Origin of the sequence: Pseudomonas sp. EA_35y_Pfl2_R111 (genome assembly GCF_963970955.1) — a bacterium.
In the GTDB taxonomy this organism is placed as follows: Bacteria; Pseudomonadota; Gammaproteobacteria; order Pseudomonadales; family Pseudomonadaceae; genus Aquipseudomonas.
Genome location: NZ_CAXAOM010000006.1, coordinates 168,230 through 191,367 on the forward strand (window position 1 = coordinate 168,230; position 23,138 = coordinate 191,367).

Annotated in this window: 21 protein-coding genes and 1 tRNA gene; 6 read left to right on the top strand and 16 right to left on the bottom strand. The window is 62.0% G+C overall.

Features of this window, described 5'->3' with window-relative positions:
* Positions 1–62: 62 nt before the first annotated feature.
* The 4 genes from AACY25_RS19875 to AACY25_RS19890 form a co-directional block, all read right to left on the bottom strand.
* A complete protein-coding gene (locus AACY25_RS19875; RefSeq protein ID WP_339526978.1) occupies positions 63–746 on the bottom strand; it encodes a type 1 glutamine amidotransferase domain-containing protein in 684 nt (227 codons plus the stop codon).
* A 154-nt stretch (positions 747–900) separates the two neighbouring features.
* A complete protein-coding gene (locus AACY25_RS19880; RefSeq protein ID WP_445262171.1) occupies positions 901–2,703 on the bottom strand; it encodes a methyl-accepting chemotaxis protein in 1,803 nt (600 codons plus the stop codon).
* 27 nt (positions 2,704–2,730) lie between these two features.
* On the bottom strand, positions 2,731–3,801 hold the full coding sequence (locus tag AACY25_RS19885) for an FAD-dependent oxidoreductase (RefSeq protein ID WP_339526982.1): 1,071 nt from the start codon (positions 3,799–3,801) through the stop codon (positions 2,731–2,733).
* Positions 3,798–4,811, bottom strand: coding sequence for an AraC family transcriptional regulator (locus AACY25_RS19890; RefSeq protein WP_339526984.1), 1,014 nt, complete (start codon positions 4,809–4,811; stop codon positions 3,798–3,800). Before AACY25_RS19890 ends, AACY25_RS19885 begins: the two co-directional genes overlap by 4 nt.
* 99 nt (positions 4,812–4,910) lie before the next feature.
* Here AACY25_RS19890 and AACY25_RS19895 point away from each other — a divergent pair, with 99 nt between their 5' ends.
* Entirely contained in the window at positions 4,911–5,981 is a 1,071-nt protein-coding gene (locus AACY25_RS19895; protein WP_339526985.1) for a fatty acid desaturase, read from the top strand.
* 112 nt (positions 5,982–6,093) lie between these two features.
* Here AACY25_RS19895 and AACY25_RS19900 read toward each other — a convergent pair whose 3' ends face one another.
* The 5 genes from AACY25_RS19900 to arsS are packed head-to-tail and all read right to left on the bottom strand — an operon-like array spanning position 6,094 to position 12,279.
* Positions 6,094–6,807, bottom strand: coding sequence for a DUF3047 domain-containing protein (locus AACY25_RS19900; protein WP_339526987.1), 714 nt, complete (start codon positions 6,805–6,807; stop codon positions 6,094–6,096).
* On the bottom strand, positions 6,807–8,948 hold the full coding sequence (locus AACY25_RS19905; RefSeq protein ID WP_339526989.1) for an FAD-dependent oxidoreductase: 2,142 nt from the start codon (positions 8,946–8,948) through the stop codon (positions 6,807–6,809). The genes AACY25_RS19900 and AACY25_RS19905 overlap by 1 nt, the downstream gene beginning before the upstream one ends.
* Positions 8,941–9,909 (bottom strand): hypothetical protein, encoded by a 969-nt coding sequence (locus AACY25_RS19910; protein ID WP_339526992.1) that lies wholly within the window; start codon positions 9,907–9,909, stop codon positions 8,941–8,943. Before AACY25_RS19910 ends, AACY25_RS19905 begins: the two co-directional genes overlap by 8 nt.
* Positions 9,909–11,300 (bottom strand): sodium:solute symporter family transporter, encoded by a 1,392-nt coding sequence (locus AACY25_RS19915; RefSeq protein ID WP_339526994.1) that lies wholly within the window; start codon positions 11,298–11,300, stop codon positions 9,909–9,911. Before AACY25_RS19915 ends, AACY25_RS19910 begins: the two co-directional genes overlap by 1 nt.
* A 10-nt stretch (positions 11,301–11,310) precedes the next feature.
* Positions 11,311–12,279 carry an arsenosugar biosynthesis radical SAM (seleno)protein ArsS gene (gene arsS / locus AACY25_RS19920; protein ID WP_339409661.1) on the bottom strand — a complete coding sequence of 323 codons (969 nt, stop codon included), beginning with the start codon at positions 12,277–12,279 and terminating at the stop codon, positions 11,311–11,313.
* Positions 12,280–12,567: 288 nt separating this feature from the next.
* Here arsS and AACY25_RS19925 point away from each other — a divergent pair, with 288 nt between their 5' ends.
* Positions 12,568–15,459, top strand: a complete 2,892-nt coding sequence (locus tag AACY25_RS19925; protein WP_339526996.1) for an EAL domain-containing protein — start codon at positions 12,568–12,570, stop codon at positions 15,457–15,459.
* Between the two features lie 65 nt (positions 15,460–15,524).
* Here AACY25_RS19925 and AACY25_RS19930 read toward each other — a convergent pair whose 3' ends face one another.
* The 3 genes from AACY25_RS19930 to AACY25_RS19940 all read right to left on the bottom strand — a co-directional run bounded on the left by AACY25_RS19930 (position 15,525) and on the right by AACY25_RS19940 (position 17,469).
* Positions 15,525–15,935, bottom strand: coding sequence for a hypothetical protein (locus AACY25_RS19930; RefSeq protein ID WP_339526998.1), 411 nt, complete (start codon positions 15,933–15,935; stop codon positions 15,525–15,527).
* Positions 15,936–16,283: 348 nt separating this feature from the next.
* Entirely contained in the window at positions 16,284–16,658 is a 375-nt protein-coding gene (locus AACY25_RS19935) for a hypothetical protein (RefSeq protein ID WP_339527000.1), read from the bottom strand.
* Between the two features lie 97 nt (positions 16,659–16,755).
* Positions 16,756–17,469, bottom strand: a complete 714-nt coding sequence (locus tag AACY25_RS19940; RefSeq protein ID WP_339527002.1) for a class I SAM-dependent methyltransferase — start codon at positions 17,467–17,469, stop codon at positions 16,756–16,758.
* 100 nt (positions 17,470–17,569) lie between these two features.
* Here AACY25_RS19940 and AACY25_RS19945 point away from each other — a divergent pair, with 100 nt between their 5' ends.
* A complete protein-coding gene (locus tag AACY25_RS19945; RefSeq protein WP_339527004.1) occupies positions 17,570–18,454 on the top strand; it encodes a LysR family transcriptional regulator in 885 nt (294 codons plus the stop codon).
* A gap of 95 nt (positions 18,455–18,549) precedes the next feature.
* Here the strand turns inward: AACY25_RS19945 and gabT are convergent, their stop codons facing one another.
* Together gabT and gabD are read right to left on the bottom strand one after the other, a co-directional pair.
* Complete coding sequence (gene gabT / locus AACY25_RS19950; RefSeq protein WP_339527005.1) at positions 18,550–19,830, bottom strand: 4-aminobutyrate--2-oxoglutarate transaminase; 1,281 nt, start codon at positions 19,828–19,830, stop codon at positions 18,550–18,552.
* 178 nt (positions 19,831–20,008) lie between these two features.
* Positions 20,009–21,457: an NADP-dependent succinate-semialdehyde dehydrogenase gene (gabD, locus tag AACY25_RS19955; RefSeq protein ID WP_339527007.1), complete on the bottom strand. Its 1,449-nt coding sequence runs from the start codon at positions 21,455–21,457 to the stop codon at positions 20,009–20,011.
* Positions 21,458–21,806: 349 nt separating this feature from the next.
* On the opposite strand from gabD, the gene AACY25_RS19960 reads away from it, so the two are divergent.
* Positions 21,807–21,883: transfer RNA gene (locus AACY25_RS19960), tRNA-Arg, on the top strand.
* 181 nt (positions 21,884–22,064) lie between these two features.
* Here AACY25_RS19960 and AACY25_RS19965 read toward each other — a convergent pair.
* Entirely contained in the window at positions 22,065–22,304 is a 240-nt protein-coding gene (locus AACY25_RS19965) for a helix-turn-helix domain-containing protein (RefSeq protein WP_033898926.1), read from the bottom strand.
* Positions 22,305–22,450: 146 nt separating this feature from the next.
* Here AACY25_RS19965 and AACY25_RS19970 point away from each other — a divergent pair, with 146 nt between their 5' ends.
* A complete protein-coding gene (locus AACY25_RS19970; RefSeq protein ID WP_147809416.1) occupies positions 22,451–22,687 on the top strand; it encodes a hypothetical protein in 237 nt (78 codons plus the stop codon).
* Positions 22,680–23,060 (top strand): Arm DNA-binding domain-containing protein, encoded by a 381-nt coding sequence (locus AACY25_RS19975; protein WP_339527012.1) that lies wholly within the window; start codon positions 22,680–22,682, stop codon positions 23,058–23,060. The genes AACY25_RS19970 and AACY25_RS19975 overlap by 8 nt, the downstream gene beginning before the upstream one ends.
* Here the strand turns inward: AACY25_RS19975 and AACY25_RS19980 are convergent.
* A partial coding sequence (locus tag AACY25_RS19980; protein ID WP_339527021.1) for an IS3 family transposase occupies positions 22,996–23,138 on the bottom strand: 143 nt, incomplete at its 5' end. The two genes, AACY25_RS19975 and AACY25_RS19980, sit on opposite strands and share 65 nt — an antisense overlap.

Genomic DNA, 23,138 nt, shown 5'->3' on the forward strand with positions numbered 1-23,138 from the left:
GTCCGTTACGTGGCCGGGCATTCGCGCCTGAGCAGCTGCCCGGCGCGCCGCCGTGGCCGCGTTTATTGGCCCTTGAGCAACCGCAGCAGCGCTTCGGCAGTGGCGTCCGAGGACGCCGGGTTTTGCCCGGTGATCAGCCGCCCGTCGACCACCACATGGCTTTGCCAATCATTCACGCTGGAGTAGTGCCCACCGTTGGCAATGAGCATGTCTTGCACCAGAAATGGCACCACTTTAGTCAGTTGTACGGCAGCTTCCTCGCTGTTGCTGAAGCCGGTGACTTTCTTCCCGCTGACCAGCGGCTGTCCGCTTGCCGTTTTAACGTGACGGAGCACGCCGGGCGCGTGGCAGACCGCCGCTACGGGCTTGTTGTGCGCATGGAAGTGTTCGATCAGGGCGATGGAGTTGCGATCCTCGGCCAAGTCCCACAACGGGCCATGGCCGCCCGGGTAGAACACGGCGTCAAAGTCATCGGCCTTTACCGCGCTCAGTGGCACGGTGTTCGCCAGTGCTTGCTGCGCGGCAGGATCGGCCTTGAAGCGGTCGGTGGCCGGCGTTTGCGCATCGGCCGCGTCACTTTTCGGGTCCAGCGGTGGCTGACCGCCCTTGGGCGAGGCGAGGGTCAGATGCACGCCGGCATCCTTGAATACGTAGTAGGGCGAGGCGAACTCTTCCAGCCAAAATCCGGTTTTATGGCCGGTGTCACCCAGTTGGTCGTGAGAGGTCAATACCAACAGAATCTTCATCGCGTGCTCCTTGAGGGCCTGAGGCCCGTAAATGGCGTACAGCGTAAGAACGCCCGCACGGCTGGATAATTCCATCGGATATCGTTTGCGCTGCTGTGCACGCTCTCGGCAAATGCCGTTCCGCCGCTAAGGCGTTGAAAGCGGGAGCGGACGGCTAGGGCTCCGGCTTGTAGCCCAGGCGCAGGCCACCCCAATGCCTGCCCTGAACCATGATCGGCACTGACAGGTCGTGCATCAGCTCGCCGGTATCGCGCATATAGGTCTGCAGCAGCAGGGGTTTCTGATGGCTGCCGCAGCGGATGCCGGTACGGTCGTTGAACAGGCGCTTGCTGCGGCTCTTCAGGGTATCCACGGCGCGGTCGCCAGTGGCGGCATGGTTGAACGCATTGTTGTGCGTCGGCACATAGCCTTCGGCCGTACAGGCGATGGCGAACACAAGGCCTTCATGCTGGCTGAGCAGCGGCTCCTGAATGGCCGGCAGCATCTGATCGGCGTAGCTATCGAAGCGTGTTTTGTACTTGGCCGGGAAGCTGCCGGCAATCGGCTGGTAGTGGCGGTCGAACAGGTCGCTGACGCTGATGCGGCCGCTTTGCAGGTCGGCTTCAAACTGCGCGGCAATCTGCGCAGCGCCTTGCCGTGCCAGGTCGTAGATGCGCTGGTGGTAGTCATCCAGGCCGACTTCGGCGAGTTGTTCGCTGACGCTTTCTGCCTGCCCGACTAAACGCTCGGCAGCGCTGCTGAGCTGGCGCGTCTGCCCTTCACTGTCGCTGACATCGCCGCGCAACTGGCCGACGGCGACCGAGAGTTCGGCCAGGCGCTCGTGGTTCTGCCGGGTGCCCGTGTCGATCTGGCTGACCTGGCTTTCCACGTCCACCGCCAGCTCGGCAATCCCCTGTAATTGCTCGCCGGTGTGCTCGACCTGCTGCGCGGCCAGGGTCAGCTGCTCGGCCTGCTGCTGCATATGGCTGACCACCGCCGTGCTCTGCTGGCGGATATCGCTGACGATCTGCCCGACTTCCTCGGTGGCGCTGCTGGTGCGTCCCGCGAGGTTGCGTACTTCATCGGCGACCACCGCGAAACCGCGACCTAGCTCGCCGGCGCGGGCTGCTTCGATGGCGGCATTCAGCGCCAGCAGGTTGGTCTGGCTGGCGATCGACTGGATCACCTGGGTGACTTTTTCGATCTGCTCGGTGCGAGCGCTGAGGCCATCGATCAGCTCGCGGCTGGTGGCGGTCTGTGCGCTCAGGTGTTGCATGGTTTCGATGGCCTGACGCAATTCCTGCTGCCCGCTGCTGCTGTTCTGCCGCACGCTTTGCGCTGCCAGCAGGGTTTGCTCGGCGCGCTGGGCATTGTCCTGTTCGGTATGGGTGATGGCCTCGGCGGCCTGGTTGATCTGTTCGGTGGCGCTGAGCTGCGATTGCAGTTTGCCGGCCAGCTGCTGCGCGGCGTGCGCCACTTCGGCGGCGGCCAGGGCGTTGTGACAGGTTTGCCGCGAGAGGTTCTGACTCAGGTTGCTGAACTGGTCGTGCTGCACATTGGCTGGCGCCGGTTGGTCTTCATGCTGGCGCTGCCAGGGACCGAGCCACGGCCACAGGGCCAGCAGCAAGAAGGACGGGATGCTGATAAACCAAGGCAGCTGGACCTGCTGGTACGTCACCATCAACCCGGCCAGCCCGATGGCATGCAGCAGGCAGGCCTTGGGATAGGTAATAAACGCAGAGCGCATGACAAACCTCATTATTTTTATTCTGGTCGAAGCACTACCAGAAACTGCCTGTGGCGCGCCTCCGTGGGGATGGCGGGCCATGCCTGCTGGAACCTGTGTGCGTGCAGCTGGATATGCCTGGTTAGGCAATCGGCCGCTGTCGGCGATTCTATAGACCATAGCGGGTGACGCTCCCTGCGGCCAACCTTTGGTGGGAGGTTGATTCGAGCACCCATGGCCGTTGAGGGCCATGGCACTTTGGTCGCAGGTGATAGGTGCTTAGAGCCGATGACGCTGAATAAAGCCCTTGTCGAGAAAATCCTTCCAGCGCCCATAAACGCGCCCGCCGGCACTGTGGCCATGCCAGTCCAGCAGCGCGCCGCCGTCGCCGGTGGCCAGCAGGGCCAGGCTCTGCCGTTGCGGCCGGTAGCGCTTGAGCGCCAGACCACGCAGCGCGGCGTTGAGGTTGGCTGCCAGCACCGGGCCCTGGCGTACCGCATACACCCCGCTCTTGCGTGCGCCGGGCAGGCTGGCGCAGTCGCCCACGGCGAAAATCGTCGGATGGGTGTAGCTCTGCAACGTGGGTGCAATCAGTACAAAGCCCTGCTCATCGCAGCCCAGGCCGCTGTGCACCGGCCAGGCAAAGGCCTTGGCACCGCTGGCCAGCAATAGTCGCTGACCGCGCCAGACCGGCTCGTCGCCACTGAATAGACAATCGTCTTCGATACGGTTGATCGGGCAATCCTCGCGCACCCAGACGCCGCGCTGGCGCAGATGGCCGAGGGCGCGTAGGCGCACCCCGGCAGACAACCCATCGAGCAAATGCCCGGCGCAGAACAGCGCCAGCTGCGGCACTTTTCCGGCCAAGGCCAGCGCCAGCTCAACCCCCGCCGCGCCGCCACCGAGAATAGCCAGGGGCCGCGGCTCAGCTTGCCACTGTTGCCAGCCGTCGAGAAATTCCGCAAAGGGTTTGACCGCCAACAGTTGCATGGCGTCGCCCTGCTGCACTGGCGCGGCAACCTGAGCGCCAACATTTAGCGATAGCCAGCTGGCGTTGAGGATTTGCCCATCGGCCAGTTGCACCTGCTGCTGGGCCGCGGACAGGCTTTCCACCGGGCTGATGATCAACTCGACCTTGGCCGCGCGGCACAGCGCCTGCAGCTCGACCTGACAATCCTCCGGCCGATGCCGACCCGCCAGCAGCCCCGGCAGCATGCCGGAATACCAGGACACCGGCCCGGCGCTGAGCAACGCGATACGCCCCGGCGGCCGCTCAACCAACGCCCAGCGCCGCAGCACACCGAGGTGGGCGTGGCCTGCGCCGATCAATAGCAGGTCATAGTGCGTCATGGCTGTTTAAGTCCGTCGCGGTAATGGCTGGGCGCCTGCCCGGTCCAGCGTTTGAAGGCGCGGCTGAAGCTGCTGGTGTCGGCGAAACCGAGCAGATAGGCGATCTCGCTGATCGAGCAGCGCGGGTCGCGCATATGTTGCAGGGCCAGGCTGTGGCGGGTATCGGCGAGAAGGCTTTCATAATTGCCGCCCTCATCGGCCAGATGGCGTTGCAGGCTGCGCAGGCTCAGGTGCAGGGTCTGCGCGATGCGCTCGGCCGACGGCTCGCCATCTGGCAACTGGGCCTCCAGGCAGGCGCGCACCTTGTGCGTCCAGGTGGCGTGCTGCAGCTGTTCGAGGGTGCGTTTGAGCACTGTTTCATTGTGCTCGGCCAGTTCTGGGTTGCCGTCGTCCAGGCGCTGTTCAAACGCGGCGCGGGGAAAGCGCAGCAGGTTTTCTGGCGCGGCAAATGTCAGCGGCGCGCGGAACACCGCATGCCAGGGTTGCGCATCTGCAGGCTCGGCGCGCTGCAGCTGCACCGCCAGCGGGGCGAAGTCGCGACCCAGGCGATTACGACAACTGCGTACATAGATCGCGGCAAAGGCATCCAGCGCCTCGGCAGCCGGTGGCGGGCTGCCGGGCGGTACGCGAAAGCGGAATTCGTAGCAGTCTTCGGTCTCGCGCAACTCGAGTTCCAGGGCATCGCTGACCACCCGGTGGTAGCGCACGATGCGTTCGAACATCTCGCGCAGGCTGCTGCTCGCACCCAGGGCGTAACCGAGGGCGTGAAAGGTGGTCGGGCTGACGAACTGCGAGGTCTTCAGGCCCAGTGCCGGGTCACCGCTGGCCTCGACCGCCAGTTGCCAGAGGCGCGTGGTGATGGACAGCGGGCAGCGTGCGTTGGGGTCGTCGAGCAGGCTCGGTTGCAGCCCGGCGGCCTGGCACAACGCGGCACTGTCGAGGCCCAGTGCATCAAGCTGCTTGCGCAGGGCACGGGTCCAGCTGGCCAGGGTTGTAGGTTCGGCAGTCATGCAGATTGGCGGATCCGGTCAACAGGTTGGCGTTCAGGGTCAGGCGCGGCCCCAAGCTTCGCGGCACAGTGGCCACCTCATCAACAAGAGGATGTAGGCATGTCCCACTCCCCTGCAAGCACTGCTGCATTAAATGACGCGCAACGCGCTGTGCTGATCCGCCAACAGGTCATGGCCCACGGCGTCGAGTTGCGTCAGCGCTTCCCCATCCTCAAGCATCAGGACGCCCTGGGTGTTGGCATCCTTACGTTCGCGCTGGTCGGGATGATCGGTTCGGCGGCGCTGTATATCGGCGGTTATCTGGCTTGGTGGGCGTGCCTGCTGCTGAACGCCTTCTTCGCTTCGCTGACCCATGAGCTGGAGCATGACCTGATCCACTCGATGTACTTCCGCAAGCGCCGGGTGCCGCATAATCTGATGCTGGCGCTGGTCTGGCTGGCGCGGCCGAGCACGATCAGCCCCTGGGTGCGCCGCCACCTGCACCTCAACCATCACAAGGTGTCTGGCAGTGAGCAGGATATGGAAGAGCGCGCGATCACCAACGGTGAGCCCTGGGGCTTTGCCCGCCTGCTGATGGTCGGCGACAACATGATGAGCTCGTTTATTCGCTGGCTACGGGCGAGCAATCCCAAGCACCGCCGGTTGATTCTGACCCGCACGCTGAAGGTCTACGCGCCGCTGGGCCTGCTCAACTGGGGCACCTGGTATGTGTTTCTCGGCTTCCATCTGATCGACTTCACGGCTAGCGCGCTGGGTGCGCCGGTAGCCTGGTCGGCGACCACCTTGAGCGTGATGGCGATGGTGAATGTTGCCGTGGTGGTGCTGGTCGGCCCCAACGTGCTGCGCACTTTCTGCCTGCACTTTGTCAGCTCGAACATGCACTACTACGGCGATGTCGAGGCGGGCAACGTGATCCAGCAAACCCAGGTGCTCAACCCCTGGTGGCTGTGGCCGCTGCAGGCGTTCTGCTTTAACTTCGGCAGCAGCCACGCGATCCACCATTTCGTGGTCAAGGAGCCCTTCTATATCCGTCAGCTCAGCGTGCCGTTCGCCCATAAAGTGATGCGCGAACAGGGCGTGCGCTTTAACGATTTCGGCACCTTTGCCCGTGCCAATCGCTGGACTCGGAATGAGCAGGTTCAGCCCGCCAAGCAGGCTCAGGTCGCCTGATACGGGTGGTATCTCTGTAGGAGCGGCGGGGGTGCCTAACCCATGCCCGCGAAGCTGTTGTGCCGTAGGAATTCGCGGGCATGGCACTCGGCGTCCCCGCGCTCCTACGTTGTCAGGGTCTTGGCAGTTGCAAGTGCGGCGCCGCGAAATAGCTTTCTACCGACTCCCCGGTGTTATCGCTGTCGGCGGCAAATACCACGCCGAGGATCTTGCGTGGCGCGCTGCCAAAGGCGGCGATGGCGTCGCTGCGCAAGTCGCGGGACTCCGTGAGCCATTGCCCCAGTGGCGCTTCCGGCCCGCGTAGCACCATCATCTCAACCGTCTCGGTATAGGCGCTGCGGGCATGGGTGCCGGGGGCGGCGCGGTTGTCCCAGACGTAGCTCAGGGTTGCCGCCGGTAGGTCGGGATCGAAGAAGGTGCGCGCCAGGCGCAGCTTCTGCCGGGTGACGAAACTCAGCGAGTCCAGCGGGTAATCCAGCAGCACATAGACCCGCGCGGCGTAGTCGTCCCCCTCGCGGGTGGCGAAACGGGCCTGCTCCAGCTTCTGCTCGGTGCGCCACTGCCAGCTCAGTTGCCAAGGCTGATCGCCGGGTAGATCCAGCGGATGCAGCAGGCCGCCAGCTGCAGCATCGGCCTTGATTCGCAGCACCTGCTTGCCGTCCTGCTCGACCAGGGTGCGCTCAGATGGCTTGAGCTTGGGGATATCCGCGAGGCGCCACGGCGTCGACCAATCGCCGCTGGACGGGCCGGCCGTCCAGGGTGTCAGCTGGTTATCGGCCTGAGCCAGCGGCGTCAGCACCAGCAGGGCCAGCAGTAACCCGCGCATCAGCTGCGCCGCCAGGTGTGGAAGCGCTCGACTAACCGCAGCAGCCTTTGCGGGGCATGGGCGCGCTTCCACTCGCCGGCCGCGTATTTGTTGGCCTCGGCCATGGTCGGGTAGCTGTGGATGGTGCCGAGAATCTTGTTCAGGCCCAGGCCGTGCTTCATTGCCAGCACGTATTCAGCGAGCAGCTCGCCTGCGTGCTCGCCAACGATGGTTACGCCAAGAATCTGGTCCTTGCCCGGCACGGTGAGCACTTTGACAAAGCCGTGGGCGGCTTCATCGGCAATTGCCCGGTCCAGATCGTCGATACCGTAGCGGGTTACCTCATAGGCGATGTTCTGCAAGTTGGCTTCGCCTTCACTCAGGCCGACGCGGGCGACCTCGGGATCGGTAAAGGTGCAGGCGGGGATTACCCGGTAATCCACCTTGAAGCGTTTGAAACCGCTGAACAGGGCATTCACCGCCGCATACCAGGCCTGATGCGCGGCGACATGGGTGAACTGATACGGCCCGGTGACATCGCCCACGGCATAGATGTTGGGAAATCGCGTGGCCAGGTACTCGTCGGTTTCCAGGGTGCCGTTGGGTCGCACCGTCAGGCCCAGTTCCTCAGCGCCGTAACCGGTCACATTGGCCACGCGGCCGAGGGCCAGTAATAGGCCGTCGAAGGCGATGGTCACCTCCTCGCCGGTATCCAGACGGCGGGCGACCATGCGCTGCTCGCCATCCACCACCTCAAAGCGCTCGGCGCGGTGTTGCAAGCGCACATCCACTCCGTCGTTGCGCAGGCTCTGCAATACCAACTCACTGGCATCGGCGTCCTCGCGCGGCAACAGGCGCTCGGCCAGCTCCACCTGAATCACCTGGCTGCCAAGGCGCTGAAAGGCCTGAGCCAGCTCGCAGCCAATCGGCCCGCCGCCCAGCACCAGCAGCCAACGCGGCTGCTCACGTAGGCTCCAGATGCTATCCGAGGTGTAGCTCTGCACCTGCTCCAGGCCGGGAATTTTCGGCACAAGTGGTCGTGCACCGGCGGCGATCACCAGGTTGCGGCTCGTCAGGGTCTGGCCATTCACTTCCACCGACCAAGGCGAAAGGATTTTCGCTTCGCCAGTGAGCACTTCAACGCCCAGGCCGGTGTAGCGTTCGACCGAGTCATGAGGTTCGATATCGACAATCACCCGTTGGATGCGCTGCATCACTGCGGGGAAATCCACCGTGCCCTGCACGCCACTAAAGCCAAGCGCCTGGCCCTTTCTCAGTTCGTTGGCCAGTTTGGCCGAACGCAGCAGCGCCTTGGACGGCACGCAGCCGGTGTTCAGGCAGTCGCCGCCCATCTGGTGCTTCTCGATCAGACTGACCTTGGCCTTCACCGCTGCGGCGATATAGGCGCTGACCAGACCGCCTGCTCCGGCACCAATCACCACTAGGTTGCGGTCGAAGGCCTTCGGTTTGTGCCAGCCGGCATAGACACGACGCGCCTGGATTAGGCCGAGCAGTTTGCGTGCAATCAAGGGGAACACGCCGAGCAAGACAAAGGCACCGAGCAGGCCCGGCGAGAGGATGCCGGCCAGCGATTCGAGCTGGCCCAGCTCGCGCCCGGCGTTCACGTAGACCAGGGTGCCTGGCAGCATGCCCAGCTGGCTGACCCACCAGTAGGTGCGCGCTGGCAGGCGAGTCAGGCCCATGGCCAGGTTGATCAGAAAGAACGGGAAGATCGGCACCAGGCGCAGGGCGAACAGGTAAAACGCGCCTTCGCGTTCAATACCCGCATCAATACCGGCGAGGCGCTGGCCGAAGCGGCTCTGCACCCAATCGCGCAGCAGAAAGCGGCTGCTGAGCATGGCCAGGGTCGCGCCCAGGGTGGAGGCGAAGGACACCAGCACAAAGCCTTCGAGCAGGCCGAATAGCGCGCCGGCCAGCAGGGTCATCAACGCCGCGCCGGGCAGCGACAGCGCGGTGACAGCGACATAGGCGAGAAAGAACACGCCGGCGGCCAGCCAGGGCTGATCGGCGACCTGGGCGTTAAGTGCGACTTGCTGCGCTTTCAGCGCCTCGAGGTTGAGGTACTGGCCGATGTCGAAGACAAAAAAGCTGCCCAGCAGCGCGAGGATCAGGCCCATCAGGGCGAGTTTGCGGCTATTCATCAGTCAGCGCCTCCAGGGCGCACAGGCTTTGGCACAGGCTAAAACCGCCCCGCAGGGCAGTTTCGGGGCGGTCGCTCAGTTGGCCGAGCACCCGTGAACGATAGGACAACGCCGCCGGGCTATCGGCAGGCCACTGACGGTCGAAGTCGGCGAGAAAATCATCGTGGTTGTAGTTCAGCGGCAGCGCTTCGATATACAGGCCGTCACGCTGGCAGCGATAGAGCGCCGCTGGATGTGGCGTCGTCGCGATACGGCTAAGCAGGCCGTAACGGCCGCCGGCAAAGTTCGGCAGCCCGGCGGCGCCGTTATTGATCAGCGCACCGTGCTCAAGGTTTAACGCCACTGCCGAGCAGGTATGGCTGGTGGCCAACACCTGGACGTTGTTCGCGGCAAACCAGCTATCCAGTTGCTGCCGGCGTGCATGCTCGCTGAGCGATTCGCGCGAGCAGCTCCAGCCGGCCAGGGACTGCTCGTCGCCATGGCTGATCGCCACGCGCTGCCCGGCCACGCTGACCAGCGCGGTGCTGGGGCGTGCGGCCAGGTGTGCGGCCATGCCTGGCAAGCTCTGCACGGTTCTATTCAGTTCCTGCTGAATGGCATTGGAGCGCTCGACCACCGCCTCATCCACCGTCATCGGGTAGGCGCAGCCGCAGCCGGCACCGCTGTCATCGGCGCGGCCCAGCTCGGTTTCGACATTGCCGCGCAGAGCCAAGTGGGCCGCAAGGCCCCGCTCGATCTGCTGGAAAATCTCGGGGTCGCGGTCGAACCAATGGGCATCGCCGTTAAACACCACGCGCGCCTTTGGTTCGGCAGCCAAGCGGCGTTGCAGCGCAGCCAGGGCCTGTCGATTGCCATACAGGCCGCCCACGACATACAGCACCTGGCAGTCGAACAGCGGCTCACCGCTAAAGGCATCCCGCGCCAGACGGTAGTCCAGCGGGCAATCGCGGCCGGCGCGCATCAGGCGTTACCTGCTTTGCGTCGCAGCAACCAGCCGGGCAGCAGATAACCCAGCACACAGAGCCCCAGGCCATACAGGTTGGTGCCGAGCAGCAGCGCGTATTTGCCGTCACCGATGGCCCAGCTTTGCGGAATCCAGTTCAAGGTCAGGGCAACGCCCAGACCCAGGCCAGTCCAGAAGCTCAGGTGAAAGCCCAACCGCGTCGGAGTGGTCAGGCCGTGCAGGACGAACACCGGCGCCAGGCCGATAACCATGGTGCCGCTGATGGTGGTGGCCTTGAGAATGTCGGTGCCGGCGATCATTGGCAGGTTGCCGAGCAGTGCGAATACCACCATCACCGCCATGCCGACGCCAATGGCTTTCTGCCCCAGGTCGCGGCCGGCCAGTTTCGGCAGTTCGCGCCCGGCCAGTTTGGCCAGGCTGGAGAAGGTCGAGTCCAGGGTTGAGCCAGCAGCGGAGACCATCACCACGGTCATGATCAGTAGCGCACCGATGCCCAGGCTCTTGGCCAGCGCGGCGGGCACATTGTCCGAGGCGGCCAGGCCGGTAAGTTGGGCGTGCACGCCGATCAGGCTAAAGGCCAGGATGGCGATAAAGCCGAGAATGCCGGCGATCAGAAAGGAGCGGCGCATGGCCTTCTCCTCGCTGATAAAGCCACGGTCTGTCAGCACCGGGTCATGGAAGCCGTAGCTAAAGGCCTGCAGACCGGCGACCAGCAGTAAGTCGACGCCGGCATTCAGCGCCCAGTTGCTGGTGCTGGCCAGCTCGCTGGGCGAATGCTGCGGCAGCACCAGGCCGAGTACCCAGACCAGGGCAATGACGAAGATCGCCGCCTGCGCCGCGTCGGTCAGGATCGAACTACGTAGCCCGCCGCGCAGGCTGTAGGCCAAGGTCACGGCGGTAAACAGCAACGCCGAGGCAATAAATTCGAAGCTGCCGGAGTCGCCGTAATAGCCGCCGACCACTGCGGTGTTGCTCCACACCTCGTTGAACAGGCGAATCAAAATCGCCGCCGAGAAGGCCAGCGCTGCGCCACGGCCGTAATGGCTGCTCAAGAAGCTCACCAGGCCAGTGGCGGCAAAGCGTCGGCGCAGGCGGTAGATGACAAAGCCGGTGAGCGGAATCGACAGCCAGTACATGGCATAGGCCAAACCGCCGACCAGGCCATAAGTCGCGCCGAGATTGGCGGCGTTGGTCACCGATTTGGCGAAAATCCAGCTGATAAAAATGCTCGAGGTGATCAGCCAGGGGCTGGCGCTGCGGCCCTGGTTGTCCTCGCCATTGAAGAAGCCGCCGAGGGTCACGGCGCGTGGCGCCAGGGCCAGCATCAGCGCGCCGTAGACCAGCAGAAAACCCCAGAAGAACAGCCCGGTGAGACTGGTTGGTTGCATGGATCGATCCTTAGGAAGTTAACGAGCCGCCGCAGCTTGATCCCTGTCCGGCGGTGCAGGCGTAACAGTGGTCGCGGGTGACGATAGCGTTGCCGGCAAGCGATGCGCTAAGCAGATCACGCAGATGCGCCCGCTCGCGGCCGATCAGCTGGCCTTGCAGCTCCAGCGGCAAATCGAGCATCTGGTTGAAATCGCAGTCGTACAGGTAGCCCTGCCAGTCGACGCTGACCAAACTGCGGCACATCAGCGGCTCGAGGTTTTCCGGGCGATAGCTGTCGCGCAACAGCTGCATATAGCTGTTGAACTGGCCCTTGCTGACCAGGGTGCTGCCAAAGCGCGCAATCGGCTGATTGGTGATGGTCAGCAAGTGGTTGAAGACGATGCCGAAGTCTTCAGCCAGGTGCTGTTTGTAATCAGCTTCGAGGCTCTGCTGGGGTGGCGGCAGGCTCGGCCCTTGCGGGTTGTACACCAGGTTGAGAATCAGACCGCTGCCGGGTTGGCCGTAGCCCAGGGCATTGAGCTGTTGCAGGCCCTTGATACTGGCATCGAACACGCCATCGCCGCGCTGCTTGTCGACGTTGTCACGCGAATAGCAGGGCAGCGAGGCGCTGACTTCCACCCCTAGGTCGGCGAGAAACTGCGCCAAGTCTTCATAGCCCGGCTCGCTCAAGATGGTCAGGTTGCAGCGATCAATCACCCGCAGGCCTTCGCGCCGCGCATGCATAACGATCTCGCGAAAACGCGGGTGCATCTCTGGCGCGCCGCCAGTGAGGTCGAGGGTATGCACCGGGTGGGCGTCGATCACTTGATGCAGCAGGGCCAGGCTCTCGTCGGTCATGGCCTCGGTGCGCGTCGGTCCGGCATTCACATGGCAATGCAGGCAACGCTGGTTGCAGCGGTAGGTCAGGTTGATCTGCAGCGCTTCCAGTTGGCCGCGGCGGATTGCCGGAAAGGCCAGTTGGTCGAGCAGGGGCAGCATGGCGTGCACGGTTGGCTCCTTGTTGCTTGGCGACGTGGCAACGCTTTGCGTGTTGCCGGCCGTTCTGTAGGCACTATAGAGACTGCCTGAGCGCTTTTGTTACGGATTGGTCTCGGAGAATCGTTTCGGCGTGTGCAGCCTGAACATTTTGTGACCGGCCGTGGGTGAGACAGTCAGCGCAATCGCATTGCCAGTTCTCAGCTAAAATTCTTCAGCGTCACTCGCCTAGCAGGCGGGCCGTGCTCACTCTGAGCCTTGGCGCACCTTGCAGTTAATTGAGGCGCCAGGATGCACCGTCTGTTCAACCTTCCCTTGCTGGCTGCACTGCTCTGCTTTGCACTGGGCAGTGCCCAGGCGCATGCCCAGCTGCCACTGCTGGTACTCAGCAGCGAGCAGCTCAAGCAGCCGGTGGAGGTTCCTGCCAGCTTGGTGCTGGAAGACCCCAGCGGCAATTTGACCGCTGCCGAGGTGCAGCAGCGTATCGCCAGCGAGGGCCAGCGGGTTGATGGCGTGCCGCGCCTGGGTTATTCAGCCAGCGCCTGGTGGCTGGCGTTTCGCCTCGATGCGCCGGTGGCCGAGCGCCTCGACCTGATCATTGATCGGCCCTTTCTCGACGATATCGAAGTCTGGTTGTATGACCGCGAACGGCTGATCTCGCCCTTTTACAGCGGTGATCATCGCGATTTCCTCCAGCGCGGCGCGCCATCGCCACACTTTCTACTCAACCTGCCGCGCCTCGGCGAAGGGCCACACACGTTGTTGTTGCGCGTACAAAGCGGCTCGGCGGTGAGTGTGCCGATGCAATTGGTGGCGGCCGAGCAAAGCCCGTTACTGCTGGCCGAACACTGGATGCGTAGTGGCCTGCTGCTCGGTGCGTTGCTTAGCCTGACGCTATTCTTTCTGGTGAAGTACAGCGCCCTGCGTGAGAGGCCGCTGGTGTGGTTCTGCCTGACGGTGGCCAGCGTGGCGCTATACAACGCCAGCCTGCATGGTGTTACCAGCCTGTTATGGCCGCATTGGGTCTGGCTGTCGGCCCAGTTGGCCAATCTGGCCAACCCCGGCATGCTGATCTTCAGCAGTCTGTTTCTCGCCAGCTCGCTGAAGCTTGACCTGGGCCGTGTGCGCCACCTACGCAACGCGCTGTTTGCCGCGACCCTGCTGGTGTGCGGCTGGACAATTGTCAGCTACGGCCACTTCCGCTCCTATCAGACGCTGAACGTGCTGATCCTGCTCAACGGCGCGTTTCAGCTGTTGCTGTTGATCCTCGGCGTGCGCCAGCGCCGGCCTTACGCCATTGGCTACCTGCTGTGCTGGAGCTCGGCGCTGCTGCTGATGTTGCTGGTGCCGCTGGGGCGCAGCGGGGTGATTCCGCTGCCGCCGGCCTTCAATTACATGCACGCCTACCTGCCGGTACTGAGCATGCTGTTGTTTGGCGGCATCCTCGACAAACAGCTGGAGCAGATCCGCCGCGCCCTGCTGCACAGCAAGGCCCAGGCACTGGGCAATTTGCAGCAATATCAGGCGCTGTTCAGCAGCAGCGGTGAGGGGATTTTCCGCTGCACCCGCAGCGGCGCGTTGATCGAAACCAACCCGAGTTTTGCCGCCTTGCTCGGACTTAATCCCGGCAGCACCGAGCTGTCCATGCAGCAACTACTGGGCGCCGAGCCATGGGCTGAGCAGGTAGCGCAACTGCACAACGAGCAGCCGGCAATCAGCCAGGAATGCCAGATATACGGGCGCGACGGACAGAGCCACTGGGTTTACCTGTCACTGCATCTGCGCCCGACTCAGGATTGCATCGAAGGCATCGTGGTTGACCTCAGCGAACGCCGCGCCTTGGAAGAGCGGCTGCAATACCTGGCGGCGCATGACTCGTTGACTGGTCTGCTCAACCGCCGCGAGCTGGAGCGCCTGCTGCGTGAAAGCCTCAAGGATCACGGCACGCCGCGCTACAGCCATTTGCTGTGTCTGGACCTGGATCAGTTCAAGCAGGTCAACGACCTCTGCGGGCATTCGGCGGGCGATCAGCTGCTGCGCCAGCTGTCCAGCCACCTGTTGCACCAGCTGCCACGGCAGGCCGAACTGGCACGCATTGGCGGCGATGAATTCGCCGTGCTGCTGCGTGACGTCAACAGCGAAGCCGCCCTGGAACATGCCGAAAGCCTGCGCCACTGTGTCGAGCAATTCATCTTCAGTTGGCAGGGTCGTCCGTTCCGCGTGCAGGCCAGCATCGGTCTGCTGCAGCTGGACAGCGGAGTCAGCGACTGGGAAACCGCGCTTAACTGGGCCGACAGCGCCAGCCAACTGGCCAAGCACCTGGGTCGCAATCGTGTGCAGCAATTCAACCCAGCCGATGGGGTGTTGCTGGAGCATCAACGCCAGCTGCAATGGATCACCCGCTTGCGTGAGGCTATCGAGCTGGGTCACTTCGAGCTGTTCTATCAGCCGGTGATGGCGCTGCAGGGTGCCAGCGACGGTCTGCGTTACGAAGTGCTGCTGCGCTACCACGACCCGCACAGCGGCGAGTGGGTCAGCCCCGGGCAGTTCCTCGGTGCGGCCGAGCGCTATGGCTTTCTCGGCGCCATCGACCGCTGGGTGGTGATGCGCCTGCTGCAATGGCTGGCCGACAACCCGCGGCATGTGCAGCAATTGGCTCAGGTGAACTTCAACTTGACTGCCAGCTCGCTGCTTAACGCGCACTTCCACGAGATGCTCCACAGCGAATTGCTGCGACACAACCTGCCTGCGCACAAGCTGTGTATCGAGGTGACCGAAATGGTTGCCCTGGGTGAACTGGGGGTGTCATCGCAATGGATCAAACAGCTGCGCAGCCTGGGCCTGAAAGTGGCGCTGGATGACTTCGGCAGCGGCTTCGCCTCCTACGCGTACCTGCGGCATTTGCCGCTGGATATCGTCAAGATCGATGGCAGTTTCATCAGCGGTATCGAGGCCGATCCGATCAACCAGGCGATGGTCGGATCGATGCAGCAGATTGCCAGCCAACTGGGCCTGAGTACCGTGGCCGAGTTCGTCGAAACCCAGGCCACTCTCGAATGCGTGCGCGCGCTGGGACTCGACTATGCCCAGGGTTACTGCATCGGCCATCCGCAGCCGCTGACGCAGCTGAGTGACAGTGCTCAGGATGACGTGCAGCTGCAGCTCGCCCTTGACCGTCGTTAATATTATTTACATCGCTATTACTGCGGCCATGGATAGTGGTTGGTTACGTGGATTCCACCCTAAGGTTACTTGCGCTTAGGTTGCACGCCGTCGCATCTGAAAATAATCATCTCGGAGCGCGTGCAGCTGGTTCCAACTGCGGTGCTCACTGCGTCCAGCATAGGGACAGCACGCACAATGGTGAATTGATTCGCGCCACCACAGACACCACCAATGGTCGCGAGCGCGTCACCTCGTGCTGAGCCACTCATGACCCCTGCGTTGCAGTAAGAAACATGCCCGGTTGGCTTGGCAACCTTGCCAGCATTCTCAAAGTGGCCCCGTAATTCGGACGGCGTGAGCATTGTCGCGATAGCGCCGTCCGTCGTCATCCCTGCTTGTTCTTCCGGCGTGTATATATGGACGTTCTGGCTGCTGGCGCAGCCAGCAAGCGCGATGGCTGCAAATAGAGCGATGACGAGTTTTTGTACTTGCATTGTGCTTTCCTTCTGTTTGAAGACTATGCGGATATAACGCTTCAATGGGCGAACGGGTACGTCATCTATAAGCGCGCATCAGCGCACGCTTTCGGCATAACTGAATGCGAAATAATAGAGACCGCAGTTGGTCGTAGGCTTTTCACAATTGCGCAGTGCCGTCTCTTCCGCATCCCTCAGCGTCGGCCTCTGTCTGTATCAGCAGGACTAACAGCAGAGGCAGATGGGCGGACAGTTTTTTCATGGCATCAACATCCAAATAGTTGACCGCGCAAATCATAACTACGAGCGAACGCACTTCCCGCTGAGCGCTTGACTGCGCCAGCGCTCAGCGGGAAACCCAAGTAATCAGCAGCGCCCTGCCGCTTGCAGCAGGGCGTTGCAGGTGCTGCCGGAACTGTTGCTACGTTGTCCGCTGGCTGCTGGCGTACCTGTCATTGGCGTACAGATAGCGTCCGAATGCGGCGTCATGCCAAAGCTCATGGCCTTCTGGAAGCCGGTGGCCGAGTACATGTAGCAGCGGTAGGTGCCGCCGTCCTTGGTGTTGACGTTGTAGTTGATGCGCCCGCCGGTTTCCTCGGTGCGCTCAGTGATGGTGAACTGCCCGGTGGGTTGGCCGATGGCCTGGGCCGTACGTTGCTCCAGACCGCTTTGGTTGATGGTGGCGGCGCAGCCGGACAGTAGTAAAACAGTGGTCAAGGCGGTGATTGGGCGAAGGTACATGGCAAGCTCCAATGTTTTTTGGGGGTGCAACAAAGGGACGGACCAGCAGGTCCGGGTGGTGAAAATCGTCAGTTAGGGCGAGCTAGGCAGGCGTTGATCAGGCCCCTAACGGCGGGGCATCGGGCTTGCGCGCCACGATAAACACCCGCCAGTCTTTGCCCTTGCTGCCATGGCGCTCGACGGAAAGGATTTGCAGACCTTGCTCGGTCATGGCTGCCTGTAACTGGCTGGCGTCGAAACACAACACAGGCGGCGCTTTGCCGATGGCGCGCATCAGCGGCAGGGCCAGCTTGGGGATCAGTGGGTTCATCTCATTCAGGCACGGCGTCTTCGAGATCAGTAAGCCGCCGGGTTTCAAGGCGTTGATGGCTGAACTCAGCGCGTGCGGCAGATCTGTCACGAGATGCAGCATGTTGAACGCCAGCACAGCATCGTAGGCACCCTGCTCGGCCGCCGGTGCGTCGGCGTCGGCCAGCCTGAAGTGCAGTTGCGGCATGGGTTGGCTGGCGAGCTTCTGGCATGCGATGGCAATCATCTGCTCGGATACATCGCTAGCCACTAGCCGCCGCGTAGCGGGAGCCAGACGCAGTGCGGTAGTGCCCGAGCCACAACCGATTTCCAACACATCATGTTCCTTAGACAGCAAGGCTTGTACGCGCCGCAACGTCCGCTCATAACCGGCCAGATCCGCAATCGGATCGTTCGCGTATTTACACGCAATCCGGTTCCAGAAACGCGCCTTGTCCGCCATGGCAGCCGGTGTTGCAGCTGCAGCGCAATGTTCACTGGTAGAGGTGATGGGTGTGTGCATGGGGCGCGTCCTGTGCATGGATGTAAGGCGAAAGCCAACACAGTGCGGATGCTATCCTTGCGAATCACCACGGGGTATTGCGATAAATTGCAGACAACATATGCATTTACGTATGGATAAGGTCGACTGGAACCAGTTGCGTGCCTTTCTCGAGACGGCAGAGACCGGCTCGTTGTCAGCGGCCGCGCGTAAGCTGGGGCAGTCGCAACCGACCCTCAGCCGCCAGGTCGCAGCCCTGGAGCTGGCGCTGGGCGTGACGCTGTTTGAGCGGGTTGGCAAAGCCATGGCTTTGACCACCACAGGGCGGGAGCTGTTGGGCCATGCCCGCGTGATGGGCGCGGCGGCGCACGAGCTGGGCCTGGCCGCAACCGGGCGCTCGGAAGAGGTCGAGGGTGTGGTATCCGTGGCCACCAGCGACGCGGTGGCAGCGTACTTGATGCCGAAGATCCTCCTGCAGATCCGCCAGGCCGCACCCGGCATCCAGGTCGAGGTCGTCGCTTCGGACGGTTTCAGCGACTTGTTGCGCCGTGAGGCCGACATTGCCATCCGCCATGTCCGCCCAGAACAACCGGAGCTGATTGGTCGCTTGGTGCGGCAGAGTTCTGCCTGTTTTTATGCGTCCGAAAGCTGGGTGCGCGAGCATGGCGTGCCGCGTACCGCTGAGGAGGCGGTACAACACGACTTTATTGGGCTGGACCGCGCCGGCCATTACCTGCATCACCTGCACGCCGTGGGTCTGCTGCTGAGCAGCGCGAACTTTCGCAGCTATGCAGACAACTCCGTTACCTACTGGGAAATGGTCCGTCAGGGACTGGGCATCGGCGCAATCATGGAGGAGATCGCGCGGGAAACCCCGGGCATGGTTCGCGTGCTGGAGGATGTCAGCCCTTTTCAACTGCCGATCTGGCTGGTCACCCACCGCGAGCTGCGTACTGCACGGCGTATCCGCATCGTCTTCGATCTGCTGGCCGAGATACTGGCCTGAGCAGTTCGTGGTGCGCGGTTGAATAGGCGCTTGAATGCCTAACGCAAAAGACCCGCCGAAGCGGGTCTTTCTATTGCTGTGTTAACGCTGCGGGCTTAGGCCAGCTCGTCGAAGCACTCGGCGATGATCGCCAGACCCTTGTCGAGCAGAGCATCTTCAGCGGTCAGCGGTACCAGCACGCGCAACACGTTGCCGTAGGTGCCGCAGGACAGCAGGATCAAGCCCTTGTCGCGCGCCTTGGCCACCACAGCGGCGGTCAGGGCGGCGTTTGGCTTGTGCAGGTCGCCGCCTTCGAACAGCTCGACGGCGATCATCGCACCGAGGGCGCGCACGTCACCGATGGCCTTGTGCTTGGTCTGGATGGCTTTGAGGCGCGTGACCAGGCGCTCGCCAACAGCCTTGCAGCGATCCAGCAGCTTCTCTTCCTCGAACACGTGCATCACGGCCAAGGCTGCGGCGCAGGCAATCGGGCTGCCGGCGTAGGTGCCGCCCAGGCCGCCTGGGGCGATGGCGTCCATATATTCAGCCTTGCCGCACACACCGGCCACCGGGAAACCGCCGGCGATGGATTTGGCGAAGGTGGTCAGGTCAGCGGCGACGCCCATTTGCTCCATGGCGAAGAAGGTGCCGGTACGGCCAGCGCCGGTCTGTACTTCGTCGGCGATCAGCAGGATGCCGTGCTGATCACACAGCGCGCGTAGGCGCTGCATAAAGTCTTTCGGCGCGACGTAGAAACCGCCCTCGCCCTGCACCGGCTCTATGATGATTGCGGCGATATCGCGCGGCTCGGCGTCATTCTTGAAGATGCGTTCGATGCTGGCGATCGCATCATCTGTGCTCACGCCGTGCAGTTCACACGGGTACTGCGCGCGGAAGATACCGCCGGGCATCAGGCCCATGCCGGCCGAGTAAGGTACGACTTTACCGGTCAGACCCAGGGTCATCATGGTGCGACCGTGGTAGCCGCCGGTGAAGGCAATCACGCCAGCACGGCCAGTGGCGGCACGGGCGATCTTCACCGCGTTTTCCACGGCTTCGGAGCCAGTGGTCACCAGCAGGGTCTTCTTGGCGAATTCACCCGGCACCTTGGCGTTGACCTTCTCGCACAGCTCGACGTAAGGCTCGTACGCCAGCACCTGGAAGCAGGTGTGGGTCAGCTTGGTCAGCTGTTCCTGCACGGCAGCAATCACTTTCGGGTGCAGGTGGCCGGTGTTGAGCACCGCGATGCCGCCGGCGAAGTCGATAAACTCACGGCCTTCAACGTCGGTTACGGTGGCGTTCTCTGCGCGGTCGGCGAAGATCGGGTGGATCTGGCCCACGCCGCGCGGAACGGCAGCGGTGCGGCGTTGCATCAAGGATTCGTTGGTCTTGCTCATGATGTCCTCATTCGCCGGTTAATCTCGGCGTGGTTCAAGGATGTGTCACCGGCGGCGGCTTGGCAGTATTCGATGATCGACTGTCACAGCACGCCCGGCCACAAGGTATGTCCATATAAAAGCCGAAGACGCAGCGCTCTCGTGCGTCTTCGGCGGGGTTACTGCTACTTCGCCAGGATTAGATACCCAGGCAGAGGTATTTGATTTCCAGGTAATCCTCAATGCCGTACTTCGAACCTTCGCGGCCGAGGCCCGAGGCTTTCATGCCGCCGAACGGCGCGACTTCATTGGAGATCAACCCGGTGTTAACGCCGACCATACCGTATTCCAGAGCTTCCGCCACACGGAACACGCGACCCAGGTCACGGGCATAGAAATACGAGGCCAGACCGAACTCGGTGTCGTTGGACATGGCGATCACGTCGGCTTCGTCCTTGAAGCGGAACAGCGGTGCCAGCGGGCCAAAGGTTTCTTCCTTGGCCACTGCAGCGTTGTTCGGCACGTCGAGCAGAATGGTTGGCTCGAAGAAGCTGCCGCCCAGTGCGTGCGGCTTGCCGCCGGTGAGCAGGCGCGCGCCTTTGCTCAGGGCGTCGGCGATGTGTTCCTGCACTTTTGCCACGGCCTTGTCGTCGATCAGCGGACCGGTGGTGGTGCCTTCGTCCAGACCGTTGCCGATCTGCAGCTTGGCCACCGCGGCGGCCAGCTTCTCGGCGAAGGCGTCGTAAACACCGTCCTGAATGTACAGGCGGTTGGCGCACACGCAGGTCTGGCCGTTGTTGCGGTATTTGGAGATCAGCGCGCCTTCGACGGCTTTATCCAGATCGGCATCGTCGAACACGATAAACGGCGCGTTACCGCCCAGTTCCAGCGAGACCTTCTTGATGTCCTTGGCGCATTCGGCCATCAGCTGGCGACCGATTTCGGTGGAGCCGGTGAAGCTCAGCTTGCGCACGATCGGGTTGCTGGTCAGCTCGCTGCCGATATCGCCGGCGCTGCCGGTAACTACGCTCAATACGCCTTTCGGAATGCCGGCGCGCTCGGCCAGAGCAACCAGGGCCAGGGCGGAGAATGGTGTCTGCGAAGCCGGCTTGATCACCATGGTGCAACCGGCGGCCAGGGCCGGGCCAGCTTTACGGGTGATCATCGCCGCGGGGAAGTTCCACGGAGTGATGGCTGCAGTCACGCCGATCGGCTGCTTGATCACGATCAGGCGCTTGTCCGGCTGGTGGCCTGGGATCACGTCGCCATACACGCGTTTGGCTTCTTCGGCGAACCACTCGATAAAGGAAGCGGCGTAGACAATCTCGCCCTTGGCTTCGGCCAGCGGCTTGCCCTGCTCCAGCGTCATCAGGCGGCCGAGGTCGTCCTGGTTCTCGATCAGCAGCTCAAACCAGCGGCGCAGTTTGTTCGAGCGTTCCTTGGCGGTCAGGGCACGCCAGGCCGGCAGCGCACGGTCGGCGGCTTCGATGGCGCGACGGGTTTCCGCTGCGCCCATCTTTGGCACGCTGCCGATGATTTCGCCGGTGGCCGGGTTGTTGACCTTGATGGTCTGGCCGCTGTCGGCGTCCAGCCAAGTGCCGTCGATATAAGCCTGCTGACGGAACAGCTGGGTGTCTTTCAGTTGCATGGCAGTCTCCTAAATTCCGACACCCTGGTATCGGCACTTGCGCGTGGATGCGCCGCAAAGACGGCGCGCGTAGGTTCAGTGTGTACGTCCTTGCCACCGATGCATGCCTTGCGGATGACCAACATCCGGAATTGCACACAGTTTGAGCAGGAGCGTTTGAAATCTCAAACGAATCCTAGGGTCATGAGGGGTAAAGGGCAAGAGTCTGTTCGAAAAAATTAACGGAATATTGCGCTTATTCACCCGCCGTATATGGACTGACAGCTAATGAGCGAATACCGTTCAGAATTGCGCACAAGGAAGCAGCATGGACGCCCGCCAGCGAGATGCGTATGATTGCGCCCGCGCTGCACCAGTAGCTCAGCTGGATAGAGTACTGCCCTCCGAAGGCAGGGGTCGTGGGTTCGAATCCCGCCTGGTGCGCCATATAAAACAAGGGCTTAGGTGAAAACCTAGGCCCTTTTGTTTTTCATGTGTCCAAAATGTGTCCATTCTGTGCCCAACCCAATTGGCACTCGGGATGTATCGACACCATTTTGACCACTGCCCTTATCAGCAGGGCGTTGGTAGACACTAATGGCTTTTATGAGCGGTAACGCGCAAGGCGTTACTCAGCCTCTCCAGGTAACTCAGTTACTCGCTTCAGTAAATCGCCCAACTCGCACCCCAGATACTCACAGAGCAGATCAATGTGATCCGTCGAGGTGTTATAGCCAGGCGTGTTGGCTATGCGCGACAGCGTGGCTCTCGAAATGCCCGTGGCATCACTCACGTCTTGAAGGGTGATTCGCCGCTTTTCTCTGAAGGACTTCTCGTCCAACTGCTGTTTGAACATCACGCGAATCATGGTGAGTGACCTTGCCCAGGTAGGTCACTCATTTTGCATTCGACTCAAATTTGAGTCAAAAACAGCTTGAAAGTCTCAAATGACTCGTTATTATCACATTCGAGCCAATAAGCTCATATTTGATTCATTTGAGTCTGGAGAGAGAAATGAGTGAAATTTATCTGACAACAGATGAGCTGTCTCAGCGCATCAAATACGACGCGCGGACCATCCGGAATCGCTTGAAGGATTCAGTGCTGCTGGAAGGCATCCATTACTTCCGCCCTTTCGGTGGTCGGAAAATTCTTTTCATCTGGGAGGCTGTCGAGCGCGACATGGTGAAATTCTCGCGCGGAAATGGCTTCGGCATCCCGATGGCCAATGGCGGTGTTTGCCATGGGTAAGATCGTCGCGCGAAAAGAAACGGGAAATTTGTTCTTTGATTTCCGCTATCTGGGCAAGCGGTGTCGAGAACAAACCACGCTCGCCGACACGCCGGCCAACCGTAAAAAACTGCTAAAGCTCCTCGAGCGCATCGAGGCTGAGATCACCCTCGGTACCTTTGATTACAAGGAGTATTTCCCGTCAGGGAGCCAAGCTAAGGTAATCAGCAGGCTTAAGGCTGGGCGTGGGGATTTGAAAGTGCCGACCTTTCGGGACTTCGCCGAACTCTGGTTCGACGAAAAACAGATGGTGAATCGCCCCAGGTTTTCTAGACACTCTCCAGCCTCTGGAAATAGCGCTTTTCAAACTCTACCGGCGACAGCTGGTTGTTGAAACCGTGCCGGCGTTTTGGGTTGTAGAACATCTCGATGTAATCGAACACATCAGCGCGAGCATCCTGCCTGGTGCTGT

Coding starts and splice junctions, on each gene's coding strand:
- AACY25_RS19975 (WP_339527012.1), top strand. CDS start 22,680: ATGGGTAAGATCGTCGCGCGAAAAGAAACGGGAAATTTGTTCTTTGAT.
- AACY25_RS19900 (WP_339526987.1), bottom strand. CDS start 6,807: ATGCGCGGGTTACTGCTGGCCCTGCTGGTGCTGACGCCGCTGGCTCAG.
- gabD (WP_339527007.1), bottom strand. CDS start 21,457: ATGCAACTGAAAGACACCCAGCTGTTCCGTCAGCAGGCTTATATCGAC.
- AACY25_RS19905 (WP_339526989.1), bottom strand. CDS start 8,948: ATGAATAGCCGCAAACTCGCCCTGATGGGCCTGATCCTCGCGCTGCTG.
- AACY25_RS19925 (WP_339526996.1), top strand. CDS start 12,568: ATGCACCGTCTGTTCAACCTTCCCTTGCTGGCTGCACTGCTCTGCTTT.
- AACY25_RS19880 (WP_445262171.1), bottom strand. CDS start 2,703: ATGGCCCTCAACGGCCATGGGTGCTCGAATCAACCTCCCACCAAAGGT.
- AACY25_RS19965 (WP_033898926.1), bottom strand. CDS start 22,304: ATGATTCGCGTGATGTTCAAACAGCAGTTGGACGAGAAGTCCTTCAGA.
- AACY25_RS19945 (WP_339527004.1), top strand. CDS start 17,570: ATGCATTTACGTATGGATAAGGTCGACTGGAACCAGTTGCGTGCCTTT.
- AACY25_RS19895 (WP_339526985.1), top strand. CDS start 4,911: ATGTCCCACTCCCCTGCAAGCACTGCTGCATTAAATGACGCGCAACGC.
- AACY25_RS19930 (WP_339526998.1), bottom strand. CDS start 15,935: ATGCAAGTACAAAAACTCGTCATCGCTCTATTTGCAGCCATCGCGCTT.
- AACY25_RS19875 (WP_339526978.1), bottom strand. CDS start 746: ATGAAGATTCTGTTGGTATTGACCTCTCACGACCAACTGGGTGACACC.
- AACY25_RS19940 (WP_339527002.1), bottom strand. CDS start 17,469: ATGCACACACCCATCACCTCTACCAGTGAACATTGCGCTGCAGCTGCA.
- arsS (WP_339409661.1), bottom strand. CDS start 12,279: ATGCTGCCCCTGCTCGACCAACTGGCCTTTCCGGCAATCCGCCGCGGC.
- gabT (WP_339527005.1), bottom strand. CDS start 19,830: ATGAGCAAGACCAACGAATCCTTGATGCAACGCCGCACCGCTGCCGTT.
- AACY25_RS19970 (WP_147809416.1), top strand. CDS start 22,451: ATGAGTGAAATTTATCTGACAACAGATGAGCTGTCTCAGCGCATCAAA.
- AACY25_RS19910 (WP_339526992.1), bottom strand. CDS start 9,909: ATGCGCGCCGGCCGCGATTGCCCGCTGGACTACCGTCTGGCGCGGGAT.
- AACY25_RS19890 (WP_339526984.1), bottom strand. CDS start 4,811: ATGACTGCCGAACCTACAACCCTGGCCAGCTGGACCCGTGCCCTGCGC.
- AACY25_RS19885 (WP_339526982.1), bottom strand. CDS start 3,801: ATGACGCACTATGACCTGCTATTGATCGGCGCAGGCCACGCCCACCTC.
- AACY25_RS19935 (WP_339527000.1), bottom strand. CDS start 16,658: ATGTACCTTCGCCCAATCACCGCCTTGACCACTGTTTTACTACTGTCC.
- AACY25_RS19915 (WP_339526994.1), bottom strand. CDS start 11,300: ATGCAACCAACCAGTCTCACCGGGCTGTTCTTCTGGGGTTTTCTGCTG.